The organism is Cyclobacterium sediminis (assembly GCF_054781075.1).
On record NZ_BAAGVC010000018.1, the window covers coordinates 239236 to 262412 of the forward strand.

21 protein-coding genes are annotated in these 23177 nt (G+C 38.6%); 8 read left to right on the forward strand and 13 right to left on the reverse strand.

The window, feature by feature from the left end:
• Window positions 1-27: 27 nt before the first annotated feature.
• Window positions 28-1311 carry an Nramp family divalent metal transporter gene (locus ACYVHJ_RS16470; protein ID WP_460516788.1) on the reverse strand — a complete coding sequence of 428 codons (1284 nt, stop codon included), beginning with the start codon at window positions 1309-1311 and terminating at the stop codon, window positions 28-30.
• A 99-nt stretch (window positions 1312-1410) separates the two neighbouring features.
• Here ACYVHJ_RS16470 and ACYVHJ_RS16475 point away from each other — a divergent pair, with 99 nt between their 5' ends.
• From ACYVHJ_RS16475 to ACYVHJ_RS16505, 7 genes are all read left to right on the forward strand, one after another.
• Complete coding sequence (locus ACYVHJ_RS16475; protein WP_460516791.1) at window positions 1411-2784, forward strand: amidohydrolase/deacetylase family metallohydrolase; 1374 nt, start codon at window positions 1411-1413, stop codon at window positions 2782-2784.
• Window positions 2785-2796: 12 nt separating this feature from the next.
• Window positions 2797-4017 carry an amidohydrolase/deacetylase family metallohydrolase gene (locus tag ACYVHJ_RS16480; protein WP_339901982.1) on the forward strand — a complete coding sequence of 407 codons (1221 nt, stop codon included), beginning with the start codon at window positions 2797-2799 and terminating at the stop codon, window positions 4015-4017.
• A gap of 5 nt (window positions 4018-4022) precedes the next feature.
• Window positions 4023-5642, forward strand: coding sequence for an aminotransferase class V-fold PLP-dependent enzyme (locus tag ACYVHJ_RS16485; protein WP_460516795.1), 1620 nt, complete (start codon window positions 4023-4025; stop codon window positions 5640-5642).
• Between the two features lie 45 nt (window positions 5643-5687).
• Entirely contained in the window at window positions 5688-6266 is a 579-nt protein-coding gene (locus ACYVHJ_RS16490; RefSeq protein WP_460516798.1) for a RidA family protein, read from the forward strand.
• Between the two features lie 112 nt (window positions 6267-6378).
• A complete protein-coding gene (gene egtB, locus ACYVHJ_RS16495) occupies window positions 6379-7569 on the forward strand; it encodes an ergothioneine biosynthesis protein EgtB (protein WP_460516801.1) in 1191 nt (396 codons plus the stop codon).
• Window positions 7566-8498, forward strand: a complete 933-nt coding sequence (gene egtD, locus ACYVHJ_RS16500; protein WP_460516804.1) for an L-histidine N(alpha)-methyltransferase — start codon at window positions 7566-7568, stop codon at window positions 8496-8498. Before egtB ends, egtD begins: the two co-directional genes overlap by 4 nt.
• Before the next feature lie 361 nt (window positions 8499-8859).
• The gene (locus ACYVHJ_RS16505; protein ID WP_460516808.1) at window positions 8860-9957 is read left to right on the forward strand and encodes a 2-aminoethylphosphonate--pyruvate transaminase; all 1098 of its coding nucleotides are present in this window, start codon (window positions 8860-8862) and stop codon (window positions 9955-9957) included.
• A gap of 90 nt (window positions 9958-10047) precedes the next feature.
• On the opposite strand, the gene ACYVHJ_RS16510 is transcribed toward ACYVHJ_RS16505, so the two are convergent.
• The gene (locus ACYVHJ_RS16510; RefSeq protein ID WP_339901988.1) at window positions 10048-11499 is read right to left on the reverse strand and encodes a sialate O-acetylesterase; all 1452 of its coding nucleotides are present in this window, start codon (window positions 11497-11499) and stop codon (window positions 10048-10050) included.
• A 377-nt stretch (window positions 11500-11876) separates the two neighbouring features.
• Between ACYVHJ_RS16510 and ACYVHJ_RS16515 the strand changes: the two genes are divergently transcribed.
• Window positions 11877-12506, forward strand: coding sequence for a hypothetical protein (locus ACYVHJ_RS16515; protein WP_460516811.1), 630 nt, complete (start codon window positions 11877-11879; stop codon window positions 12504-12506).
• A gap of 89 nt (window positions 12507-12595) precedes the next feature.
• On the opposite strand, the gene ACYVHJ_RS16520 is transcribed toward ACYVHJ_RS16515, so the two are convergent.
• From ACYVHJ_RS16520 to ACYVHJ_RS16570, 11 genes are all read right to left on the reverse strand, one after another.
• Entirely contained in the window at window positions 12596-12994 is a 399-nt protein-coding gene (locus ACYVHJ_RS16520) for an OsmC family protein (RefSeq protein WP_460516814.1), read from the reverse strand.
• 385 nt (window positions 12995-13379) lie between these two features.
• Entirely contained in the window at window positions 13380-14381 is a 1002-nt protein-coding gene (locus ACYVHJ_RS16525) for a hypothetical protein (protein ID WP_460516817.1), read from the reverse strand.
• Between the two features lie 911 nt (window positions 14382-15292).
• Complete coding sequence (locus ACYVHJ_RS16530) at window positions 15293-15793, reverse strand: DUF4411 family protein (protein ID WP_460516820.1); 501 nt, start codon at window positions 15791-15793, stop codon at window positions 15293-15295.
• A 5-nt stretch (window positions 15794-15798) separates the two neighbouring features.
• Entirely contained in the window at window positions 15799-16926 is a 1128-nt protein-coding gene (locus tag ACYVHJ_RS16535) for an ImmA/IrrE family metallo-endopeptidase (RefSeq protein WP_339905537.1), read from the reverse strand.
• A 609-nt stretch (window positions 16927-17535) separates the two neighbouring features.
• Window positions 17536-18027: a GNAT family N-acetyltransferase gene (locus ACYVHJ_RS16540; RefSeq protein WP_339905538.1), complete on the reverse strand. Its 492-nt coding sequence runs from the start codon at window positions 18025-18027 to the stop codon at window positions 17536-17538.
• Between the two features lie 2 nt (window positions 18028-18029).
• Window positions 18030-18311 (reverse strand): type II toxin-antitoxin system TacA family antitoxin, encoded by a 282-nt coding sequence (locus ACYVHJ_RS16545; RefSeq protein WP_339905539.1) that lies wholly within the window; start codon window positions 18309-18311, stop codon window positions 18030-18032.
• A gap of 657 nt (window positions 18312-18968) precedes the next feature.
• Entirely contained in the window at window positions 18969-19379 is a 411-nt protein-coding gene (locus ACYVHJ_RS16550) for a helix-turn-helix domain-containing protein (protein WP_460516827.1), read from the reverse strand.
• Window positions 19380-19402: 23 nt separating this feature from the next.
• The gene (locus ACYVHJ_RS16555) at window positions 19403-19735 is read right to left on the reverse strand and encodes a type II toxin-antitoxin system HigB family toxin (RefSeq protein ID WP_460516830.1); all 333 of its coding nucleotides are present in this window, start codon (window positions 19733-19735) and stop codon (window positions 19403-19405) included.
• Window positions 19736-19884: 149 nt separating this feature from the next.
• A complete protein-coding gene (locus ACYVHJ_RS16560; RefSeq protein ID WP_460516833.1) occupies window positions 19885-20259 on the reverse strand; it encodes a KilA-N domain-containing protein in 375 nt (124 codons plus the stop codon).
• Window positions 20260-20498: 239 nt separating this feature from the next.
• A complete protein-coding gene (locus ACYVHJ_RS16565; RefSeq protein WP_460516836.1) occupies window positions 20499-21434 on the reverse strand; it encodes an AlbA family DNA-binding domain-containing protein in 936 nt (311 codons plus the stop codon).
• A 143-nt stretch (window positions 21435-21577) separates the two neighbouring features.
• Entirely contained in the window at window positions 21578-23146 is a 1569-nt protein-coding gene (locus tag ACYVHJ_RS16570) for a hypothetical protein (protein WP_460516839.1), read from the reverse strand.
• Window positions 23147-23177: the final 31 nt, after the last annotated feature.

Here is a 23177-nt window from a genome sequence, read left to right on the forward strand (position 1 = left end):
TTTAAAACAAAATACTTGCCCGCATTCCTACAACAACTCAATCAAGGCCAGCGCACCGGTATAAGAGATGATACAGGCAAAGACAAAAGCCGCAGTCAAACCTATATTCAATAATAATCCGGCTTTATGCTCGCCCATCAGAGATTTTTGATTGACCAGATACATGATACAAGCAATCACCAGAGGCAAGACAAACACAGCCGCCACCTGGGTTAAAATCTGAGCAAAGATAGGATTGGCCCCTAGAATGGGTACTGTTAGCCCTACAATACAAGCCACACCGGTCAGTATTTTAAATCGGACTGAATTGGTATCCAACTCCCCTTCTTTATAATCTGCTACTAATAATGGAGCAACCATAAGTATAGGAAAAACGGAAGACAACCCTGCGCTTAAAGCTCCGGTCATAAACAATGCAACGGCAAACTTCCCTGCTACCGGCTCTAATAAATAAACCATATCCATTACCTTATTAATGGTCTTCCCTTCTGCATGCAAGGCCCCTGTTGCGGCGGCCATAATGGACAAATTTATTATTAACATTAACACTGCTCCTGTTAAGGCATCTTTCGACTGGTCCTTGGTATTGGCGGGGCCCCATCCTTTACCTTTCATCAATAGTGGTCTCACTACGAAAGTAGGTGCTGCCATGGTAGTCCCTACAAATGCGGCCACAAGCAATTTACCCCCGGCTACCTGAGGAACACTTGGAATCAAACCTTTGGCCATCTCAGCAGGATCCGGTAAAACCACAAACATGGAATTAATAAAAGATACGCCCATAATGGTAACAAAAACCACCAACACTTTTTCAAAAAAAGAATATTGACCTACCCAAAGTAAGGAATACATGATTAAGATCAATGCGATGGCAATTCCCAATATGATCCAGTAAGCATTCCCTGCCCCCATTCCCGGAAAAAATAGGATGACCATTTCGTAAATGGCATTGGCACTCAGCCCCAATATACCTGACAGAGAATTCCATTGCGCAAGGATTATTCCTCCCACGACTAAAAAAGAAATTAACTTTCCCCCTTTTAGTTTGGTTTTGAAACTGTAAATGGATGTCTGACCTGTCACTACCGCATAGCGCCCATAGGCTTCCATCAAGACCCAAGCAAAAACACAGCTCAACACCAGCACCCATAACAACTGCATGCCAAATTCACTACCGGCCTTGGCCATAGAAGTAACACTGCCGGTACCTATGGTATATCCAATACAAAAAATACCGGGGCCTATCCCCAGCATCCACAACCATATCTTCTGAAAAAAATTGCTCGTACTTGTTTTACTTTCTTGTTCCATCCTTACTGCCTTTGGGTAAATTTAATTGACCTGTTAATTTGGATATTTTTATTTTGAATAAAAAGAGATTACATTAGATAGATTAAATTTTAATAAAATATGACTTTGTTTACACAATTTTTTTTGCAATATTTCCGATCCTCTTTTAAGGATAGACCCATTCTCCTTTGTGCAACAAGTGCTATATTTTCGATCACTCCCATGTCCTTGACAAAAATATTTAATAAAAACTTTACCTTTTTCCTCATTTTAGGCTTGTTTCTAAGTTTCAAAGCACAATCGCAGGAAATCGACTTATTGCTGAAAGGGGGGCATGTCATCGACCCTAAAAACGGAATCAACGAGCCTTACGATATCGGAATCAGTGGAAAGCTTATTGTTAAGGTAGCCAAAAACATCTCAGAAGATACCGCTAAAAAAACCATAGACCTTGAAGGTTATTATGTGACTCCGGGTTTAATCGACATGCATGTACATGTTTTTAATGGAGCAGATACAGAATCCTATATTGCCAATGCTTTGACCAGTCTACCTCCTGATGGTTTTACTTTCAGATCCGGGGTGACCACAGTCGTGGATGCCGGTTCTTCAGGTTGGAGAAATTTCCGCCAGTTTAAAAAACAAACCATAGACCAATCCAAAACCAGGGTTTTGGCGCTTTTAAATATAGTGGGTACAGGCATGTACGGCCGACTTGAAGAACAAGATGTGACAGACATGAATCCCACCATGACTGCCAATATGATCAAAAAGATGTTTCCGGATATCTTGGTTGGGATCAAATCAGCGCATTATTGGGGAGACTTCACACAGGTGGACTTGGCAGTAACTGCCGGAAAATTGGCTGATGTTCCTGTCATGGTAGATTTTGGAGAGCACCAACCACCAAATTCAATAGAATCACTGTTTATGGAGCATTTAAGGCCCGGTGATATTTTCACCCACACCTTTTCTTATGGCCCTAAAAACAGGGAAACAATTGTGGACGAAGCTCTCAAAGTCAAACCTTTTGTTTTTGAAGCACAGAAACGGGGAATAAATTTCGATGTAGGACATGGAGGAGGCGCATTTTCCTTTCGCCAAGCCATTCCTGCCATACAGCAAGGCTTTCTCCCCAATGTAATAAGCTCAGATTTGCACAGCCAAAGCATGAACAGTGGCTTTAAAGACATGGCCAACCTGCTTTCAAAGTTTATGAACATGGGATTGACCATAGAAGAAGTCGTGCTTAGGGCCACATGGAATCCTGCACAGGTAATCAACCGAAAGGATCTTGGCCATTTGGACGTGGGGGCTGAAGCTGACATTGCGGTATTTACTCTTAGAAAAGGAGATTTTGGATTTTTGGATATCAGAAGAACCAAAATAGACGGAGACAGGAGACTGGAAACAGAAATGACCATTCGCTCCGGCAAGGTAGTTTGGGACTTGAATGGACTAAGTGTACCCTATTGGGAGTCTGAGTTTAAATAGTATAAAGACAAAATGAGGCTTTTATTTACCATATGCCTTTGTATCGCTTACAGCTTGCAGGGAATCGGACAGGAATACGACTACCTAATAAAAGGTGCCTATCTAATTGACGCAAAGAATGAGATACAAGACACCATGGATATTGCAGTATTGGATGGAAAAATAGCCGATGTAGCTAGAAATCTTCTCGGTACCAATACCAAAAAAGTAATTGATGCTTCAGGCTTAATCCTCAGCCCCGGTTTAATTGATCCCCACACACATGTTTTTGTGGGAAGTAAAAGCCACACTTTCGCGGATGGGTTCAACAGTGTGTCACCAGATGATTTTAGTTTTCGTTCAGGGGTCACCACTGTAGTGGACGCCGGAACTTCAGGTTGGAGAAATTTTGAAACATTCAAAACCAATGTTATTGATGCCTCTAAAACCAGAGTCTTGGCATTTTTGAATATAGTGGGTGTGGGGATGAGTGGAAATGAAAGCCAGGAAAACTTATCTGACATGCAGGTAGACAAGGCGTATGAAACCCTAAAAAAATATCCTAGTATTTTAGTAGGTATAAAAATTGGCCACTACACGGGCAAAGATTGGCTGCCCTTCGAAAATGCATTGAAGGCATCAGAAAAAGCCGGCAAACCTTTGCTTGTAGAATGTCACTTACCGGAATACTCTCTGGCAGATCAACTGAACAAAATGAGACCCGGTGACATTATTACCCATAGTTTTGAAGAAATAGATGAGCGACTGCCAATCATTGATTCAGCAGGTAGCTTACACCCCTTTGTCAAGGCAGCCTATGCAAGTGGGATTAATTTTGATGTTGGCCATGGAGGTGCCGGCTTTTGGTTCAGCCAAGCCATACCTGCCTTTCGCCAGGGATTGGCACCAACATCTTTTGGAACAGATTTACATCGGTTCAGTATGAACAGTGGCATGAAGAACATGCTTAATATAATGTCAAAATTTATCAATATAGGAATGCCGGTGGAAGATGTCATAGCAACTGCAACTTGGAAAACTGCACAAGCCATTCAAAGAGAAGATCTAGGCCACCTGACGGTAGGAGCTGTTGCGGATCTTACTTTGTCAAGACTTCACACAGGTGATTTTGGATTTATAGATGCAGGAAAAAATAAAATTGAAGGTAAAATTAAATTAGAAACAGAGTTGACCATGAAGGACGGAAAAGTAGTTTACGACCTTAACGGATTGGCAGCAAATCAATACCACTAAAAATTATGGATAGAAGAGAAATGTTAAAAAACCTGGCCATCCTTCCCGTTGGAGGAGGCCTGATGAGTATGTCGCCACTTATGGCTACCCCGGATAAAAACGTTGCCAAAGGGCCCCTTGCCCTTGATAAAGATATTTATAAGTCTATTGGAGTAGTGCCAATTATCAATTGCCGAGGTACTTTCACCATTATCGGTGGATCCATCGAAAGGCCGGAAGTGCATGCGGCCATGGCTGCAGCCTCTAAAAACTTCGTTCAATATGACGAGTTGGCCTTTGCCATCGGTGAAAGGCTTTCAGAAATCACCAAAGCGGAATTTGGAATTATTACAGCCGGTTGTGCGGCTGCGATGAAGCACGGTACTGCTGCTTGTGTTACAGGAGGTAATCCTGAAAAATTACTTAGAATCCCTGACTTATCAGGCCTTGACAAAACAGAAGTAATCATCCCTAGGCATTCCAGAAATGTTTATGACCATGCGGTTAGAAATATTGGGATAACTGTAGTAGAAGTGGACAGTATGGAAGCTTTGGAAAAAGCCATCAATCCTAAAACTGCCATGATATATTTGCTGGCAAATGGAAGTTCTGCTACCGGACAGCCTATGTCAGTGGAAGCTATTGCCGAAGTTGCAAAAAAACAAAACATCCCAATTATGGTGGATGCCGCTGCTGAAAACCTTAGCATTCCAGTAGTTCATTTTGAACGTGGAGCAGACATGGTAGCCTATAGTGGTGGAAAAGCCATGTGTGGCCCTCAGTGTGCCGGACTTTTGTTGGGTAGAAAAGACCTTATGCTTTCTGCTTGGCAGGCTAGCTCACCTCACCATGGACCGGGAAGAGACAATAAAGTAGGTAAAGAGGAAATGCTCGGAATGCTGGCAGCAGTAGAAGCATGGACCACCAGAGACCATGAAAAAGAGTGGGACCGATGGATGGACTGGCTAAACTTAATCGCTGATAAAGCCACTAAAATAAAAGGTGTTAGCCACAAAATAAATATCCCTGAGGGACTCAATAACCGGGCCCCAAACCTAGTCATTAGCTGGGATCCGAAACAATTCAATATTACAGGTGCTGAAGTAGCCGAACTATTTGGACGTTCTGAGCCAAGAATTGCTATTGGAAGCGGCGGCAAAGATGGATTGACTTCCATTAATGTTACGCCAAGTCAAATGCAAGAAGGTGAAGCAAAAGTAGTGGCCAATAGGCTACACGATACGCTTTCCGAAAAGAGACCTGCACCTGATACCAGTATGGCAGCTCCTGCCGGAAATATTGCCGGAAGATGGGACATCAACATGGCTTTCTTTAGCAGCGAAAGTACTCACCATATGATATTGGAGCAAGACGGCAACTGGCTAAATGGAACGCACAAGAGTGATTTTGCCGAGCAAGACGTATATGGTACCATCGAAGGAGACACCATTAAAATCAGAAGCCATTTCAGAAAACCCGGAGATTCCGTTGTTTATATGTTTACCGGTAAGTTAAAAAATGGTGAATGGTCCGGAGAAGTTTTTATGGGCGAATATTTGACGGCCAACTTCACCGCCAAAAAATGGGAATCCAAAAAACGCAAGCAGCAAATTACCGTTCCCGGTGGACCTCCATTGGCAACTTGATTTGTTTTGACTAAAAGGAAAATCTAACAAAAAATTAATCATACAATGAGAAAATTCGCTCTAATACTGTTGATTCCTTTCTTAAGTCTTGCCGGGTGTGGTGGACCATCAAAAGATAAGGGAGAGAAAAAAGAGGTCGCAACAGAACAAAAAACGGATGGTGTTGATGCCGAACAAAGGATCAAAGATCTGGGAATTGAACTAATAACACCTAAACCACCGACAGCCAATTACCTAAAAGCCAAAACCATGGGTAATGTCGTTTACTTGGCCGGTACCGGTCCTGACAGACCTGATGGTACACAAGTAGTCGGTAAATTGGGCAGTGAAATAAGCTTGGAAGAAGGAATAGAAGCCGCCCGTTTTGCAGGCATCTCCCTACTTTCTTCCTTAAAAGCAGAAATTGGAGACCTAAACAGGGTGAAAAACATCGTTCGAGCCAAAGGCATGGTCAATGCAGACCCTTCCTTTACCCAGCATTCTCAAGTCATCAATGGCTTTTCAGATTTGATGGTAGAAGTATTTGGTGAAAAAGGAAAGCATGCCAGAGCAGCTATTGGAATGGGCTCTTTGCCTTCCAATATTTCAGTTGAAATAGAAATGATTGTAGAGCTTTACGAATAATAATCAGTCGATTATTTAAAAATTAGCGCGATAATTGCTTAAACTTGGGGATGGTGAAAACCATCCCCATTTTTATTTGTTAAAAACATTAACCCAACTAAAAATAATTTTCATGAAAGGGAAGTTAGAGCAAGCGGTATGCAATCCCACCATACTTTTGGATAGATTTATAAACTGTCGGTTTCAAACAGAGGAGATTTGCGCCCCACTTGAAGTAGAAGATTATGTTCCCCAACCCATAGCAGAAGTTTCTCCTCCTAAATGGCACCTCGCCCACAGTACTTGGTTTTTTGAACAATTTTTACTCGTTCCTTTCTGTCCCTCTTATAAAATTTACCATAAGGATTTCGCCTATCTGTTCAATAGCTATTACAACAATGCAGGGGATAGAATATTGCGCCCCAACAGAGGATTGATGAGCCGACCACCCGTAAGGGAAGTGATGGCTTATAGAGCATATGTGACCAATGCAGTCAAAGAGCTAATAAATGATGGCAATCCTGACAGCCAAATATTAGCGATCATCGAACTTGGAATCAACCATGAACAACAACATCAGGAATTACTGGTCTATGACATCAAATATATCCTGGGCAATCAACCCACCTTTCCGGTGTATGGAGACCGCTTTAAAAATGAACCCGAAAACAAACCCTTAGACTGGATAGAAATTGAGGAAGGAATCAAGTCCATAGGTTTTTCGGGCGAAGGGTTTTCTTATGACAATGAATTGGGAAAACATAAAGTATACCTGGCCCCGTATAAGATTTCAAACAAGTTGGTAACCAATGGGGAGTTTATTGAATTTATTGAGTCAGGAGCCTATTCAAATTTTAATCTCTGGCATTCAGATGGTTGGGAACATATCTGCAATAGTGCAATCAAGGCCCCACTATATTGGCACAAGGTAAAAGACAAGTGGCAAGTCTATACCTTAGGAGGTTTAAAAGAGATCAATCCGGATTTACCGGTACAACATTTAAGTTATTATGAAGCCTTTGCTTTTGCGGAATGGAAAGGCATGAGGTTACCTACAGAGTTTGAGTGGGAAGTTGCTGCAGATCAGTTTACCTGGGGGCAACTGTGGGAATGGACTTCGAGCGCCTATTTGCCTTACCCCGGTTTCCAAAAAGCCCCGGGAGCCTTAGGGGAATACAATGGAAAATTTATGGTAAACCAACAAGTACTCAGGGGCGCTTCTGTAGCTACTGCCGAAAACCACAGCCGTAAAACCTACAGAAACTTCTTTGCTCCTCCATCCCAATGGATTTTTTCAGGAATTAGACTTGCGCAATCCCTATGATAAACAACAGCTTCGAAAAAGACATCCTCAAAGGTTTGAATTCACAGCCCAAACGGCTTTTCTCTAAGTATTTTTATGATGAAAAAGGATCCTCCATATTTCAGGAAATCATGCAGATGGACAGTTACTACCTACCCAAATGCGAAATGGAAATATTGCGTGACAGGAGTCATGAAATCATAGCCTTGCTTCCAAATAACACTTATGATATAGTAGAATTAGGAGCAGGCGATGGGACCAAAACAACCTTATTCCTTGAAGCTCTGCTAAATTCCGGAAAGACGGTTAATTATTTACCTCTTGATATTTCTCCGGATATCCTTGAGTACAATAAAAAAGTCATTGGCAGCAAGTTTCCTGAATTGAACATTATACCCATTGCCGGTGATTATTTTGAAACGCTTGAAAAAATTAAACCCCGAAAGAACCCAAAAATTGTACTTTTTATGGGGAGCAATATCGGCAATTTTGAAGGACAAAAAGCTGTAGAATTTTTGAAGTTTGTAAGAAGCTTCCTGACTGATGGTGATTTTTTCTTACTTGGAGCAGATTTAAAAAAGCATCCTCAGACTATCCTGAAAGCTTATGATGACCCTGAGGGAGTAACAAAAAGATTCAACCTTAACCTTTTACACCGAATCAATAAGGAATTGAAGGGAAACTTTATTCCTGAGAACTTTGATCATTATGCCAGTTACGACCCCCAAAGCGGAACCACCAAGAGCTTCTTAATAAGTAAGGCCGAGCAAACGGTTCAAGTGGCCGAGCAAAGCATAACCTTTGAAAATAACGAACCCATCCATATGGAAATTTCTCAGAAATATGGCCTTAGGGATTTAATTGAATTGCGGGAAAAATCAGGTTTCAGTTCTGACTATCATTTCCAGGACAGCAAAAGCTATTTTAGCCTTAGCCTATTTAAGTATTAAAATCGAAAGTAAAGGCACACAAAAGCATGGAAATCTCCGGGTGAATCAAACCTTGCAAAACTTATGCACGGAGACTGATAGCATGCGCTTATTTAACTTCGATTTAGTAATAGTATACGTATTGTTTGTCCCGAGTTTTCTCAGGGAGTGTTATAATCACAAGAAATTCAGGCTGTTTGCAGATTTTCGCTAAGCAGGGCCAGGCTGACATTGAAAAACAGCAACGAAGGGACTGGTTTTGAAATGATTTCATCAGGTAATAGATTGTCTATTGCATTTTATGGGTTAAAATACTTTGTTAGCAGGAATCAATTTCAGAAACAATTATATTTGATTGTATATTCAACCTCAAGAAAAAAATATGATTCCAGAAAACCCTTACCTGCTGCTTACACCCGGCCCTTTGAGTACAAGTAAAACAGTTAGGGAAGCCATGAACCGTGACTGGTGCACATGGGATGAAGATTACAAAAGCATTGTACAAGATATTCGTAGTTCCTTACTTGCTTTAAGCAATGGTGGAGATGAATACAGCACGGTTTTGATGCAGGGAAGCGGTACCTTTTCCGTAGAAGCTGTCCTGTGGACTTGTTTGAAACCGGAGGACAAAATTCTGGTGCTTTCCAATGGTGCCTATGGCAAACGAATGGCTAAAATCGTTTCGCTTATGGGAATCAGCTTGGAATTACTGGACTTGGAAGAGCATGAGCAGGCAAGCCAGGAAAAAGTTGAGGAGCTTTTGAAGCAAAATCCCGACATTAGTCATATCGGTATGGTCCATAGCGAGACCACTACAGGGATGTTAAACAAATATGCTCCCATTGCTGAGCTCGCAGAAAAATACAATAAATGTTTTATTTTGGATGCCATGAGTAGTTTTGGAGGGGTTCCCCTAGACATACGCTCACCAAAAATTGATTTTCTGATAAGCAGTGCCAATAAATGTATACAAGGCGTGCCCGGCTTTGGTTTTATCATTGCCCGAAAAGAAGTGCTCAAAGCATGCAAAGGCAACTCAAAAAGCCATTCTTTGGATCTCTATGACCAATGGGAAGCCATGGAAAATGATCCCGGTAAATGGCGGTTCACCTCTCCTACCCATACAGTAAGGGCATTTTTACAGGCACTAGAGGAATTAAAACAAGAGGGAGGCATCGCTGCTAGGAATAAAAGGTATGCCAGCAACCACCAGACCTTGGTGCTGGGAATGAAAAAATTGGGCATTGAAGCTTTCCTTTCTGAGGAAGACCAGTCGCCTATCATAACAGCTTTTCATGAGCCTTCAAGCCCTGACTTTTCTTTTGACAAACTTTACCATTTGCTCAAGGCGGAGGGTTTTGTGATTTATCCCGGAAAGGTATCCAAAGCTGCAACTTTCAGGATTGGTCACATCGGTCATGTATTTCCTGAAGACATCAAAAGACTGATTATTGCCATAGAAAAAATTAAGTTTTGGTAATTTTTTTTTCTACATAAAAAAAACCTCCGGATATTTGCGCTACTATTCGGCAATTTATCCGGAGGTAAATAATTTCTTTATTGGATAAGCTTACCTTTTTCCATAAGTGATTCCTTCCCAATCATCCGTTCTGAAAGGATTGGCTGGAAGCCCTTCTTTATTGTATACATTTACGTCATCAGGATTGTCTGCCCAGCCATACCTTACAGCAACAGGGTTTTTGATGTCTCCTGTCTCCAAGACAATTTGATCGCCATCCTGTTTTCCAGTAACCCAGTGAAATTCCTTGTCTGCACCTGCAACAGCAAAACCTTTCACATAGCCATATTTGTCATTGACCACTAAACCCGATCCAATATGGTCGAAGCTAATGCGGATCTGATTTCCCTGAATTTCCATAGATTTAAACGTAGGTCCACTATAGACCACATCCATGCCGTAGGCAATTTTCTTAGCTCCTTTGGCCAGGCGCTCCGCCACTGTCCATTTGTCTCTTGGGTGAATGTCATCCGCTTCTCCTTTGTCTATAATTACGGCCTGCGCAGTATTTGGTAGAGACAAGGTCATGGTCTGCGCCTCCCTTAACTCAGCCCAGTCACTATCCACCGGCTCAGCTTTTGGCTGCCTGAAATTGGCCAATTGCACCCAAAGAAAAGGGAAGTCTCCCTGTCCCCATTGCGCTCTCCAGTCTTCAATCATTAAAGGAAAAATCTCCCTGTACTGGTAAGCCCTTGATGCATTGGATTCACCTTGATACCAAAGTGCCCCTTTAATCGCAAAAGGAATCACAGGTTCTAACATGCCATAAAATAAACTGGTTGGCCAGCTATTGGGCTTTTTCAAATCAGGATCTGAGAAATCCTTTGGTCCCTCCATTTGGTTTTTTGCTACTCTCTCCTTGAAATCCGGATGGGTCAATAAAGCATCTGCACTGGTCCAGGCTTCAGAAAGTGTACCTCCCCAGTTGATATCCAGTAGGCCTACAGCCACATCCATATCTGTTTCAATTCTTCTGGCAAAGTAATAACCGATGGCAGAGAAATTGGCCACTGTTTCCGGAGAACAAATGGACCACTTGGCTTCCGGCACTTCCTCAATCTCTTCCAAGCTAAGGTTTCTACCTACTTCAAAAAGACGGATATTGGGGTGGTTGGCAGTCTTGATACTGTCTTCTCCATTATTTGTCCTTTTCAAGGCCCACTCCATATTGGATTGACCACCCAGAAGCCACACATCTCCCATCATTACGTTTTCCAATACCTTGGATTCTTTTTTGGTATTGATGGATAGGATATAAGGGCCACCTTTGGGAAAAGCATCCATCTTCAGCATCCACTTACCTTCCTTGTCAGCTTTTACTCTGTATTTTTTTCCCTGAAAGGTCACATTCACCCATTGTCTGGGATCAGCTTCTCCCCAAACAGGTATTTCCTGACCGCGCTGAAGTACCATATGGTCTGCAAAAACCTTAGGCAATTTTAATTCTGCTTTTACCTGAAAAAGAATCAGGAACAATGCAGCAAATAATACAATTCTTCTCATTAGATTTGGATTTGGTTATTTTAAAAAAAGATTCGATAATATACGATTTTTGAGCTAAAAATCATCCATCAAACCCCAATAGGAAAGCCGGGTTTTTTATTAAAGCACAATTCAAGGTGATAAAAAGAAGCTTTTGAGAAAAACACGATGTAAAATCCTTGGTTTCTACCTGCCCTCCTGATCCCAAGAAGAGATTGAATGCTGGTTGTGCCCCGCAGTAAAATTATTTTCTAATGGGCTAAAGCTCAATTTTAAAAGCCTTCATATTATTTTGAACTAATTTTATTTTTAAATAATTTTAAAATTAGTTCAAGGCAAATATTGCCCGACATCATTTAGCTTTTTTTGGTAAAGATGCTCAAATTAAACTATTGGTTATGAAAAAAGTAGCATTAGCAGCAGCCATTTTTATAGTTACCGGAGTAACTGTATCTGCCCAACAGAATGATAAAAGTTTTTCCATAAAAGGGAGGAAATCAATTGGAATAGGGACTGCCCTAAATAACACAAAGTATTTACAAGGCAAAAATAGCCTTTATACGGAAATGTTTTTTGATTATGGTCTTGGTAAATTTATAAGTACCGGAGTATTTGTTGGGTATCAGAAGAGGCAATATTCTTTTTTATCAGTATTTGATTCAAACAGTAAAAGTTTAAACTATGATCAAAATTTTATTCCTTTAGGAATAAGAGCTACGGTACATATTTCCTCATTCTTGAGTGATCAATTACAACTTAATCTTAAGCCGGAGAAATGGGACGTGTATGTGAGGTATTATGCAAGTGTAACATTAAACTCCGTAAAGGATAAGTTTGACAGGTCTAGTGGTCATTTGCCTGAAGATCAAATTAACTACATGTTTTATCGAACAGATGAGGACCTCAATTATTCTGCAGGATTATTGAGCGGGATTGGTTTTTACCCCCTCAAAAATGTAGGCTTCTTTTTTGAAGGAGGTTACGGGCCTATGGGGAATTTTAATATAGGCATTGTTTCCAAATATTAACAAGCTGCGCAGAAATATAATGGCCATCCTAAGCCATCAAAAAGTTTAGGTTTGCGGGAGGTGGTAAAAACGATATTGCACCATTCAGCTTAAACTTTACTAACCGTTCCTGAAATGGAACAAACCATTTTTACTGTATTGTAAATGGTACCAAACTTTTCAATGCTTTTTTTGAGTAAGTCAGGGTTAAGGTTTTCATCACTACTGTGGACGGTCAAATGGTAATTGATATTATCCATCCTTGGGGGATTCTCGAGGCGGGTTGCGTGGACTTCAATGGTAGCATGGGTATAATCAAACTTCAAAATACCAGAAAAGCGCTCAACATTTTTTAAAGCACAGGAGGCAAAAGAACCCAAAAATAATTCAGCCGGATTGGGCAAAGTTTCAACAGAATTTGAAGTAGTACCAAAGGCTATATTTGATGCCTTAATATGAATAACTGCATCTTGGTTTGATTGTGAAGAAGCTTTGATATGGTATTCCATGTCCAATTTATTTTATAAACTTTATCCCCATAAATTTAGATATAAATGGTGAACTATTGTAGGCTTCCCCAATGCTTATGCCCAACCAACACTAGCTAATTTTAAGCTGACCCTAATTCCAATGATTTAAAAGGTTTATGAAAGGTTGGAATTATTCATGTCTCAATTTTCTTATTGAATTAATCAGTTGTAGGTGGCTTTTCCCCATTAAAGTTAAGCAAAATGAAATAGTATATCCGCCAAAAAAAGAAGGACATTTAAAAATGTCCTTCTTCTCCTTGAAGTCCTCACAAGCCCAACTTTGGACAAAGCATAATTTTCATCGCTACTAATGCCTGAATAGTCTGCTTAGAACAACTCATTAACATTCCCATAAAACGACAAATTAATCATTAGACAGGTACAAGGAACTGGCACCGCTGAGGGAAACATTCCAAGAAGGAGATACATTTCCTCCGTTTCCATAATTGGAAAATCCAAGTACACGACCTCCACCATTTCCAATCTCGGCAATATAAACCGTTCCGGAATTGGTATCATAAGCCACATCAATGGGGTTACCCATCATGGTGGCAGGACCTGCCACTCGGGTCTGTGCAGACATCCCGATAGTTCCTCCATCCGAGGTATTGTTGAAGGTGCTGCTGAAATCTTCAATTAGATGAAATCCTCCATCATCTTCTGTATTTGCAGCATCGCCAATATCCGTCATCACCATCATGTCATTCATCATATCATAGGCCAATCCGTGTGTCCGTACGATTCCCTCAATGGTAACCATTTTTGAGGCTTGAAGCATGCCATCGGTACTGTTTGATGAAAAATTATTAAACACCGCCAAATCAGAAGTTTTATCTACAACGGCAAATAAGTCATCCCCTATAAATTCAACGCCCCAGACTGCAAAATCAATATCAAAAGTATTCTTTAACATCAGGCTATTACCTGATCTGGTATATACAAAAAACTGGTTTTGTTGATTGTCTGCAATGACTACTGTATTTCCGTTTACAGCCATGGCTCGTGGATTCATTAAGTCCGCAGCACCGGAACCACCCAGGTCTAATGAAAGGGAGGGATTCATCAAAACACTGGAAACATCAGCGTATACATTTACTTGAAGAGCGCTCCTAGAAGCCACAATAAGTTCATCACTGGCATCATCATAATGAATGCCCTCATTTCCCGTGGAAAGCGTGGTAAACATATTCATTTCCACCCCTCCATCATCTTTAAATTCATAAGTATTGATATCACCGCTGGCGTTGCTGGTAACAAACAAAGTTGCCCCATGCATATCAATATCCATCATGTCGTCATCTTCACATGAAGCAAAAGCGAGCAAAGAAAAGCCAAGAAAGGCTTTCAATAGGTTAGATTTTTTCATCTTAAATTTAGTTTAGTTAAAGAATAGTGCGTATTCATCAACTACCTACGAATAAAAGATTTGGATTGGATTTACTGGTTTTCATTTTTTTTTGGTCAAAAGTTTAAATCAACAATTAGCTGATCAAATAGATTGAAATTTAACCAAGGCAAGCAAGCAGTAACCCTTTTTTCTAAATGGGTCAACATAGGCCTTTATACAGGATAAAACCCTTTACGGAACCTAAATTCTCAAGACTTTGACCTGGTTGCTAAAAATCGGACCCTGAGCTTGTTGGAGGATGTTGTGGAATTGGAAGGGGCCAGGATAATACTGAAAAAAATTACCAATTCCAGCTCCAAGACTCCTATTCAACCCTTCCGGGCTTGCAGATTTGAAGGGGATTTTTCGGTTTGAAAACACCAAGCCCCATTTGTAAAAATAGCTACTCAATAGGAATGGGCTTTAGCCCATTTTAAAAACGAAACCACCGCCTCCGGCTTTAGCCAAAATTTGGGTAACAAAAGGTTTAATATTGAATAGAACTTTGGCAAAGGGAAGATGACTGCAATTATTGTATTTTAGGGGGTCAATATGCTCCGTTTTGCAAAATAAAAATTATTCCCTTTAGCAAACCATACCCTATACGATGATCTGGCCTCTGAGCCTGTCGAAGAAGAATGTTCTAGGCGTTAAAATTCTTAGTTATTATTGTAGGGAACTAATATTGAAACTTAGAAGAATCTCCATATTGACCAACAAGATAGCAGGAGTATCTTGTCAAGGCCACATCTTGAACTTCTCTTTGTCCACCTTTACCTATCTCTATCATTTTGGTGACGCCAATGAAATGATTAAGTTTCTGTTGTGAATTGACCTTCTGAACGGTTTGTTTACATATTCCTCTTAAGCATTTGTAGTATTTCTGTATTTTAGAATGTTATACCCAATTCTCTAAACATTTCAATTGTGTTCCTATATGACACACCAAAATGCTTACAGGGCTCTGGCATTTTGATTTTGTTTTTACGATTCGGGTCACTCACTTCATGGGTAACCAAGACCCTGCTCTGAACATCTTCAAGAACGTAAGCTACTAAAAATGCATCTGCTTCATATACATCTAGAAATTCGTTAATAGCGTTTGGGAGATAATGGTCACTTTTTGATATCGCCCAAGCAGATATTTTACTATACTCACTCAACGCAGTCGAAGAATCTTTAAAAAAGCCATCAGGTAAATTACCTTTACACCAATCTTCCAAGTTATCATTCTTGTTGAAAAGCTCCTGTTTAACTTTGTCAATACTTATAATTGTGCCAGATTGAGCTAATTCATTAACCTTCAACCAAAAACTTTTCGCCACATCAAGGGGATAAGTAGCTCTGTGCGCTTGGATGAAAAAATTGCTATCTACCACATATGCTTTCATTCGAATTATATGGTTTTGGCAAAAAACTTATCGAAAGTGTCTCCTTTCATGCTCGTTAATTTGTAAGCATCACGATAAAGTAGTTGACCAGTTTTTACAGCATTGTTTACATGGGAAGCAAATGTCAAACTTATACGTTTTCTAGCAGTAGCGTAGAAATCACCCCCAGTCCCTTGATTTTGTTTTTTACTGAACTCTCTATTCTTATACTCTTCATAAAAAGAAAAAAACTGTTCCTTAGAAATTTTTCTTGTATCGAGCGCTCTCCTGGCAATAACAATTTCGCTAACTTTAAAAAAACGAGAACAAAATTTGATACTAGGATTTTTAGTCCATATTTCTTCAAAGGTTTTTTCCGGAACTAAAAATTCAGCAGCAACTTTGTCACAAAGAACTTCTATAGGTTCATTTGCAGGTTGAAGCTTACGAAAGTCAAAACCAGCACTATGTCCAGTCCAAATATGTGCAAGTTCATGAACAATTGTAAATAGCTGTGCTGCTTTACCATCGGAATTATTAATAAACATGAAAGGTGCTAGATCATCAACAAGAACAAAACCTCTACATTCATCTACTTCAAGTGTTCTAGATGTATTATTCTCAACAACACCATTAAATACGGTGATAATTCCTTTGTCCTCAATAGATTTAACTAAGTGATTAAGAGATTCCTGCCAGGTCTTAAAATGTCTAGCCCAGTCTTCTGTTAACCCTAAAGTAATTCGAATACTATTAACTATAGCTGGAATATCATTACTCCCTTTGAATTTACCAACAAAATCTAACGGTTCATAACCATTATCATCCAAATATTCTTTTAACCAGTTTTGTCGTTGCTGTAATAGCAAAATGGTGTCATATACATTTACGCTAACCTTCTCCGCTTGCTTTCCATTTGTTCTAAAGAATGGGATAGGTAGCTTTTCTTTAGGAGGTTCCGGTAAAAATAAATATCCAAAAGGTAAGTGAACTTTTTTAGAAAACTGCTCAAGTTGCTTTACCGTTGGTTTTTTTTCACCACTAAGCCACTCAGTTACTTTTGGCATCTTCTCGGTAAATTCAAGCAAATCATACCCAGCTCGGTCAATGGCCCAAGTAAGGATATTAGCATTAATATCTACCGTATTTCTCATATCACAAAAGTATTAATTTAAAAATACATCAATAGAATCCAAGATACAACATGATTTATATGAATTTGATTCTTTTCAGCTGTGAAGCCATAGAGTAAAGCCTAAAAGGGTACATTAATACCTATAAAGATAATAAGAAGTAAACTTGCAGCTACTGACAGGTAATGAATAAAAGCTTTAGACCCTAATTCAAGACCAAAATTAGCTTTATAAATTATAAAAGCCTTTGTTCAACCCTTCTCAGGGTTGCAAATTTAATGGATCCTTCTTTATCCACGGGTTGTCCACCCGTGGCTATTGTTATTGAAGCCCTTCAGACTTCTTCGGTTTGAAACCAAGCCATATTCTTAAAAACACCTACTCAGTAGAAATGGGCTTTAGCCCATTTTTAAAGATGCAATACAGCCTCCGGCTTTAGTCAAAATTTAGCTAACAAAAGGATTAATAGGAAATTGAACTTTGCCTAAGGGAAGCTTTCTTACGCTTAAGGGACTTTAACCCATAGTATCGGATAACCTTTTGGCCTATATTCACCATTCAAGGCGTACACACTGTATTCAGACTAGGCTATTTCAGCCGTCAGAATGCTTAGTTATTGGCGGCAGTATTTTATATTATTTGTTTTATAGTGCTCATTGGAAGAAACATTTTCTCACTATCTGGCAGTTGTTCAAAACCATATTTTTTATAAAACTTGACCGCAAATTTATTAATTGGGTCTACGACAACAGCCATAGCCCCGATGCTTTCTTCGGATAATGTAAATGCTCTAAATAATGCATCTAAAAGTAAATGCTCTCCTAATCCTGTTCCTTTTGCAGTTATGTCTCTTGCTAGTCGTCCGAGTAAAATGACTGGAGCATTGTAATTTTGAGGAACTTTTTTGATATACTTATCAGGAATCTGCTCTCTCCCAATACTTTCGCTCGATAAGGTGTAATAGCCAATTACATTATTGTCATTGGCTATTGCAACGAAGCAAATTGCAAGCTTTTTCTTTACATCCTGACTAACTTGTTTTTGGATATAATTGGTTAGTTGTTGCTCTTCACATTCAAATGCCTTTCGGTAATGGGTCTTGTCTAATATAGATATGTCCAACTTCAGCCTTTTTTTGATTTGTATCTTTTTGCGGCCTCAACCAAGTTTTGATTAGGTTTTGAATTTCCGAATACGGCATCAAAGAATACTTTACGATCTTTTTCTGTAGCAATAATTCTGTCATTTTTTGCCACGATTTCTTCAGCTTTTTGCTTAACTACTCTAACAATAAAGCTGCTGAATGATTTGTCTCCGCTTAGTTTTTGTGCTCTTCTGAATATTCTTTTGTCCGTAGAGGTCACTCTTAACTCGATCCGTTCGTCTTTACTTATCTCTGCTTCCATGACGTATTATATTTTTTCAAATGTACGGCAAATCCCCGTACAAAACAAGTTTTTTCAATACCCAAGTAGAGTAGCCCCTGATAGGCTACTTTATTAATACCTATAAAGATAATAAGAAGCAGATAATCAACAAACTAACAGGTAAGGAATAATATCCTAATTCTATTCAAGACAAAAAACAGCTCTCTATCTTAAAGGCTATTCCAGCTCTAAGGCTCCTGTTCAACCCTTCTCAGGGTTGCAAATTTAATGGATCCTTCTTTATCCACGGGTTGTCCACCCGTGGCTATTGTTATTGAAGTCCTTCAGACTTCTTCGGTTTGAAACCAAGCCATATTCTTAAAAACACCTACTCAGTAGAAATGGGCTTTAGCCCATTTATAAAGATGCAATACAGCGTCCGGCTTTAGCCAAAATTACGTGTACAAAATGTTAATATAGAATTGAACTTTGACAAAGGAAAGATGGCTGCAAATTATTTTATTTTAGGGGGTCAATATGGTCCGTTATATTTATTACGCCCCTCCTTTCAAAATAATCCTAATTTTCACTTAATAAACTGGTCCCTGAGCACGGTCCCTGAGCTTGCCGAAGGGTGTCGAAGGGATCCTGCTGTCAGAATGTTTAGTTATTGGCAGGTCGTATTTTTTCTATTCCTCATAAGACTGGCGTTTCTAAAGTTCTGTTTTTCTCACTAATCAATTTATATGGTCGATTAAAGGCTTCCTGAGAGACCTTAAAGTAGCAAGACAATTTTCTAATCGTATTTTTTGATAAACCCTTTTGATAATTTAAAATTTTAGATACAGTTCCTTTTGAAAGTTCCAGGATATTGACAAGATCTTGTGCTTTTAAATTATGATCAGACATTAATGTCTTCAAAAGGACAATAGGATCAGCGTCATTAAATGTATTATTTTCCTTGTCCCATTTTTCAATTAATAAGGTAAGTAGCTCAATTTCATCTAATGTATTAATATCCTCTTCCGCTACTAAATTCTCAAGAACATCACAGTAATCATTATACTGCTCAACACTTTTTATAATTTTATATTTTAAAGTCTCCATTTCAGTGGCATTTAAATTCCCAATCAATAAACACTAATGTTATATTGTTTTCCTTCTTTACAGAGTTTAGTATACTCAGCATGAGTTCCGATCCATTTAATAAACAGGTGAATTTTTTCTTTCCCAAAATGATAATTGCAAATCAATCTATAGTTATTTCCACCTATATTAAACACAACTCTTTCAGAGCCTTTCCCAAGTATATCTGCACTATTAAAAGTGGAAATAAGGTCATTGGGTTCATTCCAATCAACTCGCTTTAAAATTGACAACCAAATCTCAAAAGATACTTTGCTTCTGGCATTTTTCAAGACAAAGTCCTCAATTGATTGTTTCTTTATTAAATGTACTTTCATATACTTAATGGGTAAATATACAAAATAGGTTTCATTAAAGGAAACTAATTAAATCTGGAAAGATGAAAATTATTGGTCTGAGGAAGTTTTTGTCTTAGCCTAGTGCCAAAAGCTACACCTATCAATACTATTAATAGAAATTATTTTAGTTAAGAATCAGCATCTTCTTCTACCCCGGCTGGGGCAATATCTTTGTGGGCATAAGTACCACCATATCTTCCTGCCTTTGAAAAAATCCCAATAGCGTCGGTTGCTTCAACCCATTTTCTTGGTGTTAGGTTAAAGCTGTTGAGCCCTGCTTGTTTTCTAAAGGTGTCGAATTCGACAGGTTTAAAATCTGGATGATGAAGGGTTTCCCAAAGCCCAATAAACTCAACCGTATTTCTATTCCGCATCCAATTTCTGATATGATCTTCCCCTCCTTCGCCTCGTACCATATCCGTTAAGCAAATATAATCCTCACTATTCTGCTCAATAATGGATATCGACTTTTTATCTACTTCGATATTAGAGCTCTTTGCCATAAAATAGTTTTCTTAAAAATAGCAAAATTTTGGATACAGAGGCCTTTTCACAATAAACACTAACTCCCAAACATAAGGGATACCGATAAAACTAGGCACAGGCAACCGACAAGATCGGTAAAGGTTTTCACCGGCTGGAATAATTTGGTGTCTTCGAAACCAGATGCCCATGCTGGGCACACACACTGCATTCAGACTAGGCTGTTCCAGCCATCAGAATGCTTAGTTATTGTGATGCGTTATTCTTTTTCATCTTTTGGATTTCGTTTTTCCTTGATATATTCCGCTGATTTTTCCACAATCAACTTTTTTTCGTCATCTGTCAAATTCCATTTTGAAGTATCATCAAAAGATATTTCTCCTTTTAATGCTTGTTCGTATAATTGTTCATTCTTTTCCAATTGTCCGATGAGATTTTCTGCAACTTCACTCATATATCTTAAACGAACTGGGTCTTTTATCTCGTGGTACTTAATAATTGATTCGATTCTAATATTCGAGTTTTTCTGTTCAGCAATTAATTGTCTGACATAAGATTCTACTGTTTCTACTGTGCTTTTTGTATCCGAAGCTTCCATTTCTGTCCAACCAAGTGAGCTCGAAATATTTTCAACTTTCGAACTTATTGTTGATTCCATATAATCTATTGTAGAAGATACATTGTTGATATTTTCAACCAAATGTTTTGTTGCTTTTTTAAAATTATTATTAAACTTTTTAGCTTCTTTTTCTAAATAAATATCTAATAAATCTTCAGGTGTCAAAACAGAATTTCTTCCATCTTTTCTTATTTTATAAGTTCCACCACTTGTACAATGTGGCTTTTGAATTGCACTTGGGATTTCTAATCTGAAAATAGGTTTGTTATTAGTGTTTTCAATAAATATAGATAAAGATATTGGTGGAATGCAAGCCAAGGCTTTCGAAATAATTATCATTCTTTCTTTGTCAGATGTAGGGCAACCAAAAATCTCTCCAACTTGAACGTTCTCTTTTGTAATTTCATCAACTCCAATAAGTATTACACCACCAGATTCAGAATTTGCAAAAGCAACCAAATCTTCTGATTTTAAGCCTTTCAAATCCCTTTTATAATCAACCAATTCATTTTCTCCTGATTTCAATAAATCTTTGGTTCTTTTGGATAAATTCTTAAATGTTTGTTTTATTTTCATTGGTTGGTTCTAATGCATCACAACGTTTTGCAGCTAAAAATATGGGGCTTTCGAAGCTCTTATCTGTCCGACCGTGACAAATTTAGCCTCGAAGAACGAACCTGGCGTTAACCACCGAACGTCCCATGTATTCTTATGTGCTGTTAGGCAACGTTTTCATAAAATTCATTAAGGTCAAGAATCGCCCTTCTGATTGCTCGGTAGTCATTCTTAGGTACATCAACAAATATTGAATTCTCCGAATCATCTTCTATCGCTTCAAACAAACCTTTTGGTGCATTATTAGTATTCATTAAATCCACATAGCATCCGTAATCTATACTGTACACATTATACCGAACTCCCGGTTCATCTTTACCGGAAACGTTATCTTTTACTAAATGAATTACCCTGGCATCAAATAAATAATCAATTAGTGCATCCTTATGATTTGTTCTCAGCAAAAATGCTCGGGCATTTCGTTCTCCAATTACTTTGTCTCTTATCCATTGAAGTAGATTAAAAGCATTTTCATTAGTAGAAATTGCTTTTTCCTTACCCCTAGAAAACCATATCCTAGCCGCAGTCCTAATATTTTCCATGGAGATTTTAGAGTCGGCCGCCTTTGTTGCTGCAATACCCAAAATATTAATGGCATCCCTAGGAACACCCTCTGTAGCTCTTACGAATTCATGGAATGTGTTTAACTGAGTAAAAGCTTGGTTCACTAAATCATCTGGATTCTTGATAGAACTTGATTCGTTAATGCTTGAATAGTGATGAAAAAGAAGCTCTTTAAAGAATTCTAATGCTTTGGTTTCATCATTGTCAAATACCATATATTCATCTAGATTCTGGCTGGTAGATATATCAGCACCTTCCTCAATACCTATTCTAGTGTTTTTTGAATCAAAAAGAGATAAATTCGTCCTTTGCTCAATAGCTGCGATTTTTACGGTAATCATCCCATTAGGTAAAATAGTTCTCCTAACCAATTCTGCAAGGTATGGCTGAAGTTCCTGAGGTATTTCTGCCCATTCATCAAAAAGAATCCAGATTTGGACATTTAGCTTTTGACATAATCGTTGTAAAATTTTAAAGACAGATGAAAAATTCACTCTATGATGTTCACGACCTTGCCGTTTTACTTTTTGAGAAGTATCCAAGGATTTTGACCTCTCATTTTTCCCACCTAACTCGAACGAGGCATCTATTAAAGAAACGTTTAACCTGGCACTTTCTTCATTTGTAGAAGAATTGGTAGATACTTCATCAATTTCAATTTCCACATTATCTCCAACCTTAATTTCAGTAACCGCATCCCATAGTTGATCAGCTAAAGGACTTATAATACTAAGATCATACTTTTCTGATTCATCACTTATTACTTCTTCAATAATGCCGTCAATAACAAATGATAATGTATCAATTAATAATCTGGTGGCTCTTTCCGTTATTGGTAAAGAACTATCAGAAAAAATCCCACCATTTGATCCAATTGTTCTTAAGTCAACATTAATAACTATATCCCCAGATTTTTTAAGCGAATCACCCAAATATGCAAAGGCATGTGTTTTACCAGTACCCCTGCGGCCATAAAGAATTTCATGATCTTTATTCGAAAGAATAGTAAAAAGTGGTCCTACATTAACAAAAGTATTTACTAAATAGGCATTATCCTTGGTTTCAGCTCTTTTCGAGAGTTTTAAAAAGGTTGTGTTTATTTCATTCATGTCTCTTTTTGTTAATGTTGCCTAACGTTCT

Coding starts and splice junctions, on each gene's coding strand:
- ACYVHJ_RS16470 (WP_460516788.1), bottom strand. CDS start 1,311: ATGGAACAAGAAAGTAAAACAAGTACGAGCAATTTTTTTCAGAAGATA.
- ACYVHJ_RS16475 (WP_460516791.1), top strand. CDS start 1,411: ATGACTTTGTTTACACAATTTTTTTTGCAATATTTCCGATCCTCTTTT.
- ACYVHJ_RS16480 (WP_339901982.1), top strand. CDS start 2,797: ATGAGGCTTTTATTTACCATATGCCTTTGTATCGCTTACAGCTTGCAG.
- ACYVHJ_RS16485 (WP_460516795.1), top strand. CDS start 4,023: ATGGATAGAAGAGAAATGTTAAAAAACCTGGCCATCCTTCCCGTTGGA.
- ACYVHJ_RS16490 (WP_460516798.1), top strand. CDS start 5,688: ATGAGAAAATTCGCTCTAATACTGTTGATTCCTTTCTTAAGTCTTGCC.
- egtB (WP_460516801.1), top strand. CDS start 6,379: ATGAAAGGGAAGTTAGAGCAAGCGGTATGCAATCCCACCATACTTTTG.
- egtD (WP_460516804.1), top strand. CDS start 7,566: ATGATAAACAACAGCTTCGAAAAAGACATCCTCAAAGGTTTGAATTCA.
- ACYVHJ_RS16505 (WP_460516808.1), top strand. CDS start 8,860: ATGATTCCAGAAAACCCTTACCTGCTGCTTACACCCGGCCCTTTGAGT.
- ACYVHJ_RS16510 (WP_339901988.1), bottom strand. CDS start 11,499: ATGAGAAGAATTGTATTATTTGCTGCATTGTTCCTGATTCTTTTTCAG.
- ACYVHJ_RS16515 (WP_460516811.1), top strand. CDS start 11,877: ATGAAAAAAGTAGCATTAGCAGCAGCCATTTTTATAGTTACCGGAGTA.
- ACYVHJ_RS16520 (WP_460516814.1), bottom strand. CDS start 12,994: ATGGAATACCATATCAAAGCTTCTTCACAATCAAACCAAGATGCAGTT.
- ACYVHJ_RS16525 (WP_460516817.1), bottom strand. CDS start 14,381: ATGAAAAAATCTAACCTATTGAAAGCCTTTCTTGGCTTTTCTTTGCTC.
- ACYVHJ_RS16530 (WP_460516820.1), bottom strand. CDS start 15,793: ATGAAAGCATATGTGGTAGATAGCAATTTTTTCATCCAAGCGCACAGA.
- ACYVHJ_RS16535 (WP_339905537.1), bottom strand. CDS start 16,926: ATGAGAAATACGGTAGATATTAATGCTAATATCCTTACTTGGGCCATT.
- ACYVHJ_RS16545 (WP_339905539.1), bottom strand. CDS start 18,311: ATGGAAGCAGAGATAAGTAAAGACGAACGGATCGAGTTAAGAGTGACC.
- ACYVHJ_RS16550 (WP_460516827.1), bottom strand. CDS start 19,379: ATGGAGACTTTAAAATATAAAATTATAAAAAGTGTTGAGCAGTATAAT.
- ACYVHJ_RS16555 (WP_460516830.1), bottom strand. CDS start 19,735: ATGAAAGTACATTTAATAAAGAAACAATCAATTGAGGACTTTGTCTTG.
- ACYVHJ_RS16560 (WP_460516833.1), bottom strand. CDS start 20,259: ATGGCAAAGAGCTCTAATATCGAAGTAGATAAAAAGTCGATATCCATT.
- ACYVHJ_RS16565 (WP_460516836.1), bottom strand. CDS start 21,434: ATGAAAATAAAACAAACATTTAAGAATTTATCCAAAAGAACCAAAGAT.
- ACYVHJ_RS16570 (WP_460516839.1), bottom strand. CDS start 23,146: ATGAATGAAATAAACACAACCTTTTTAAAACTCTCGAAAAGAGCTGAA.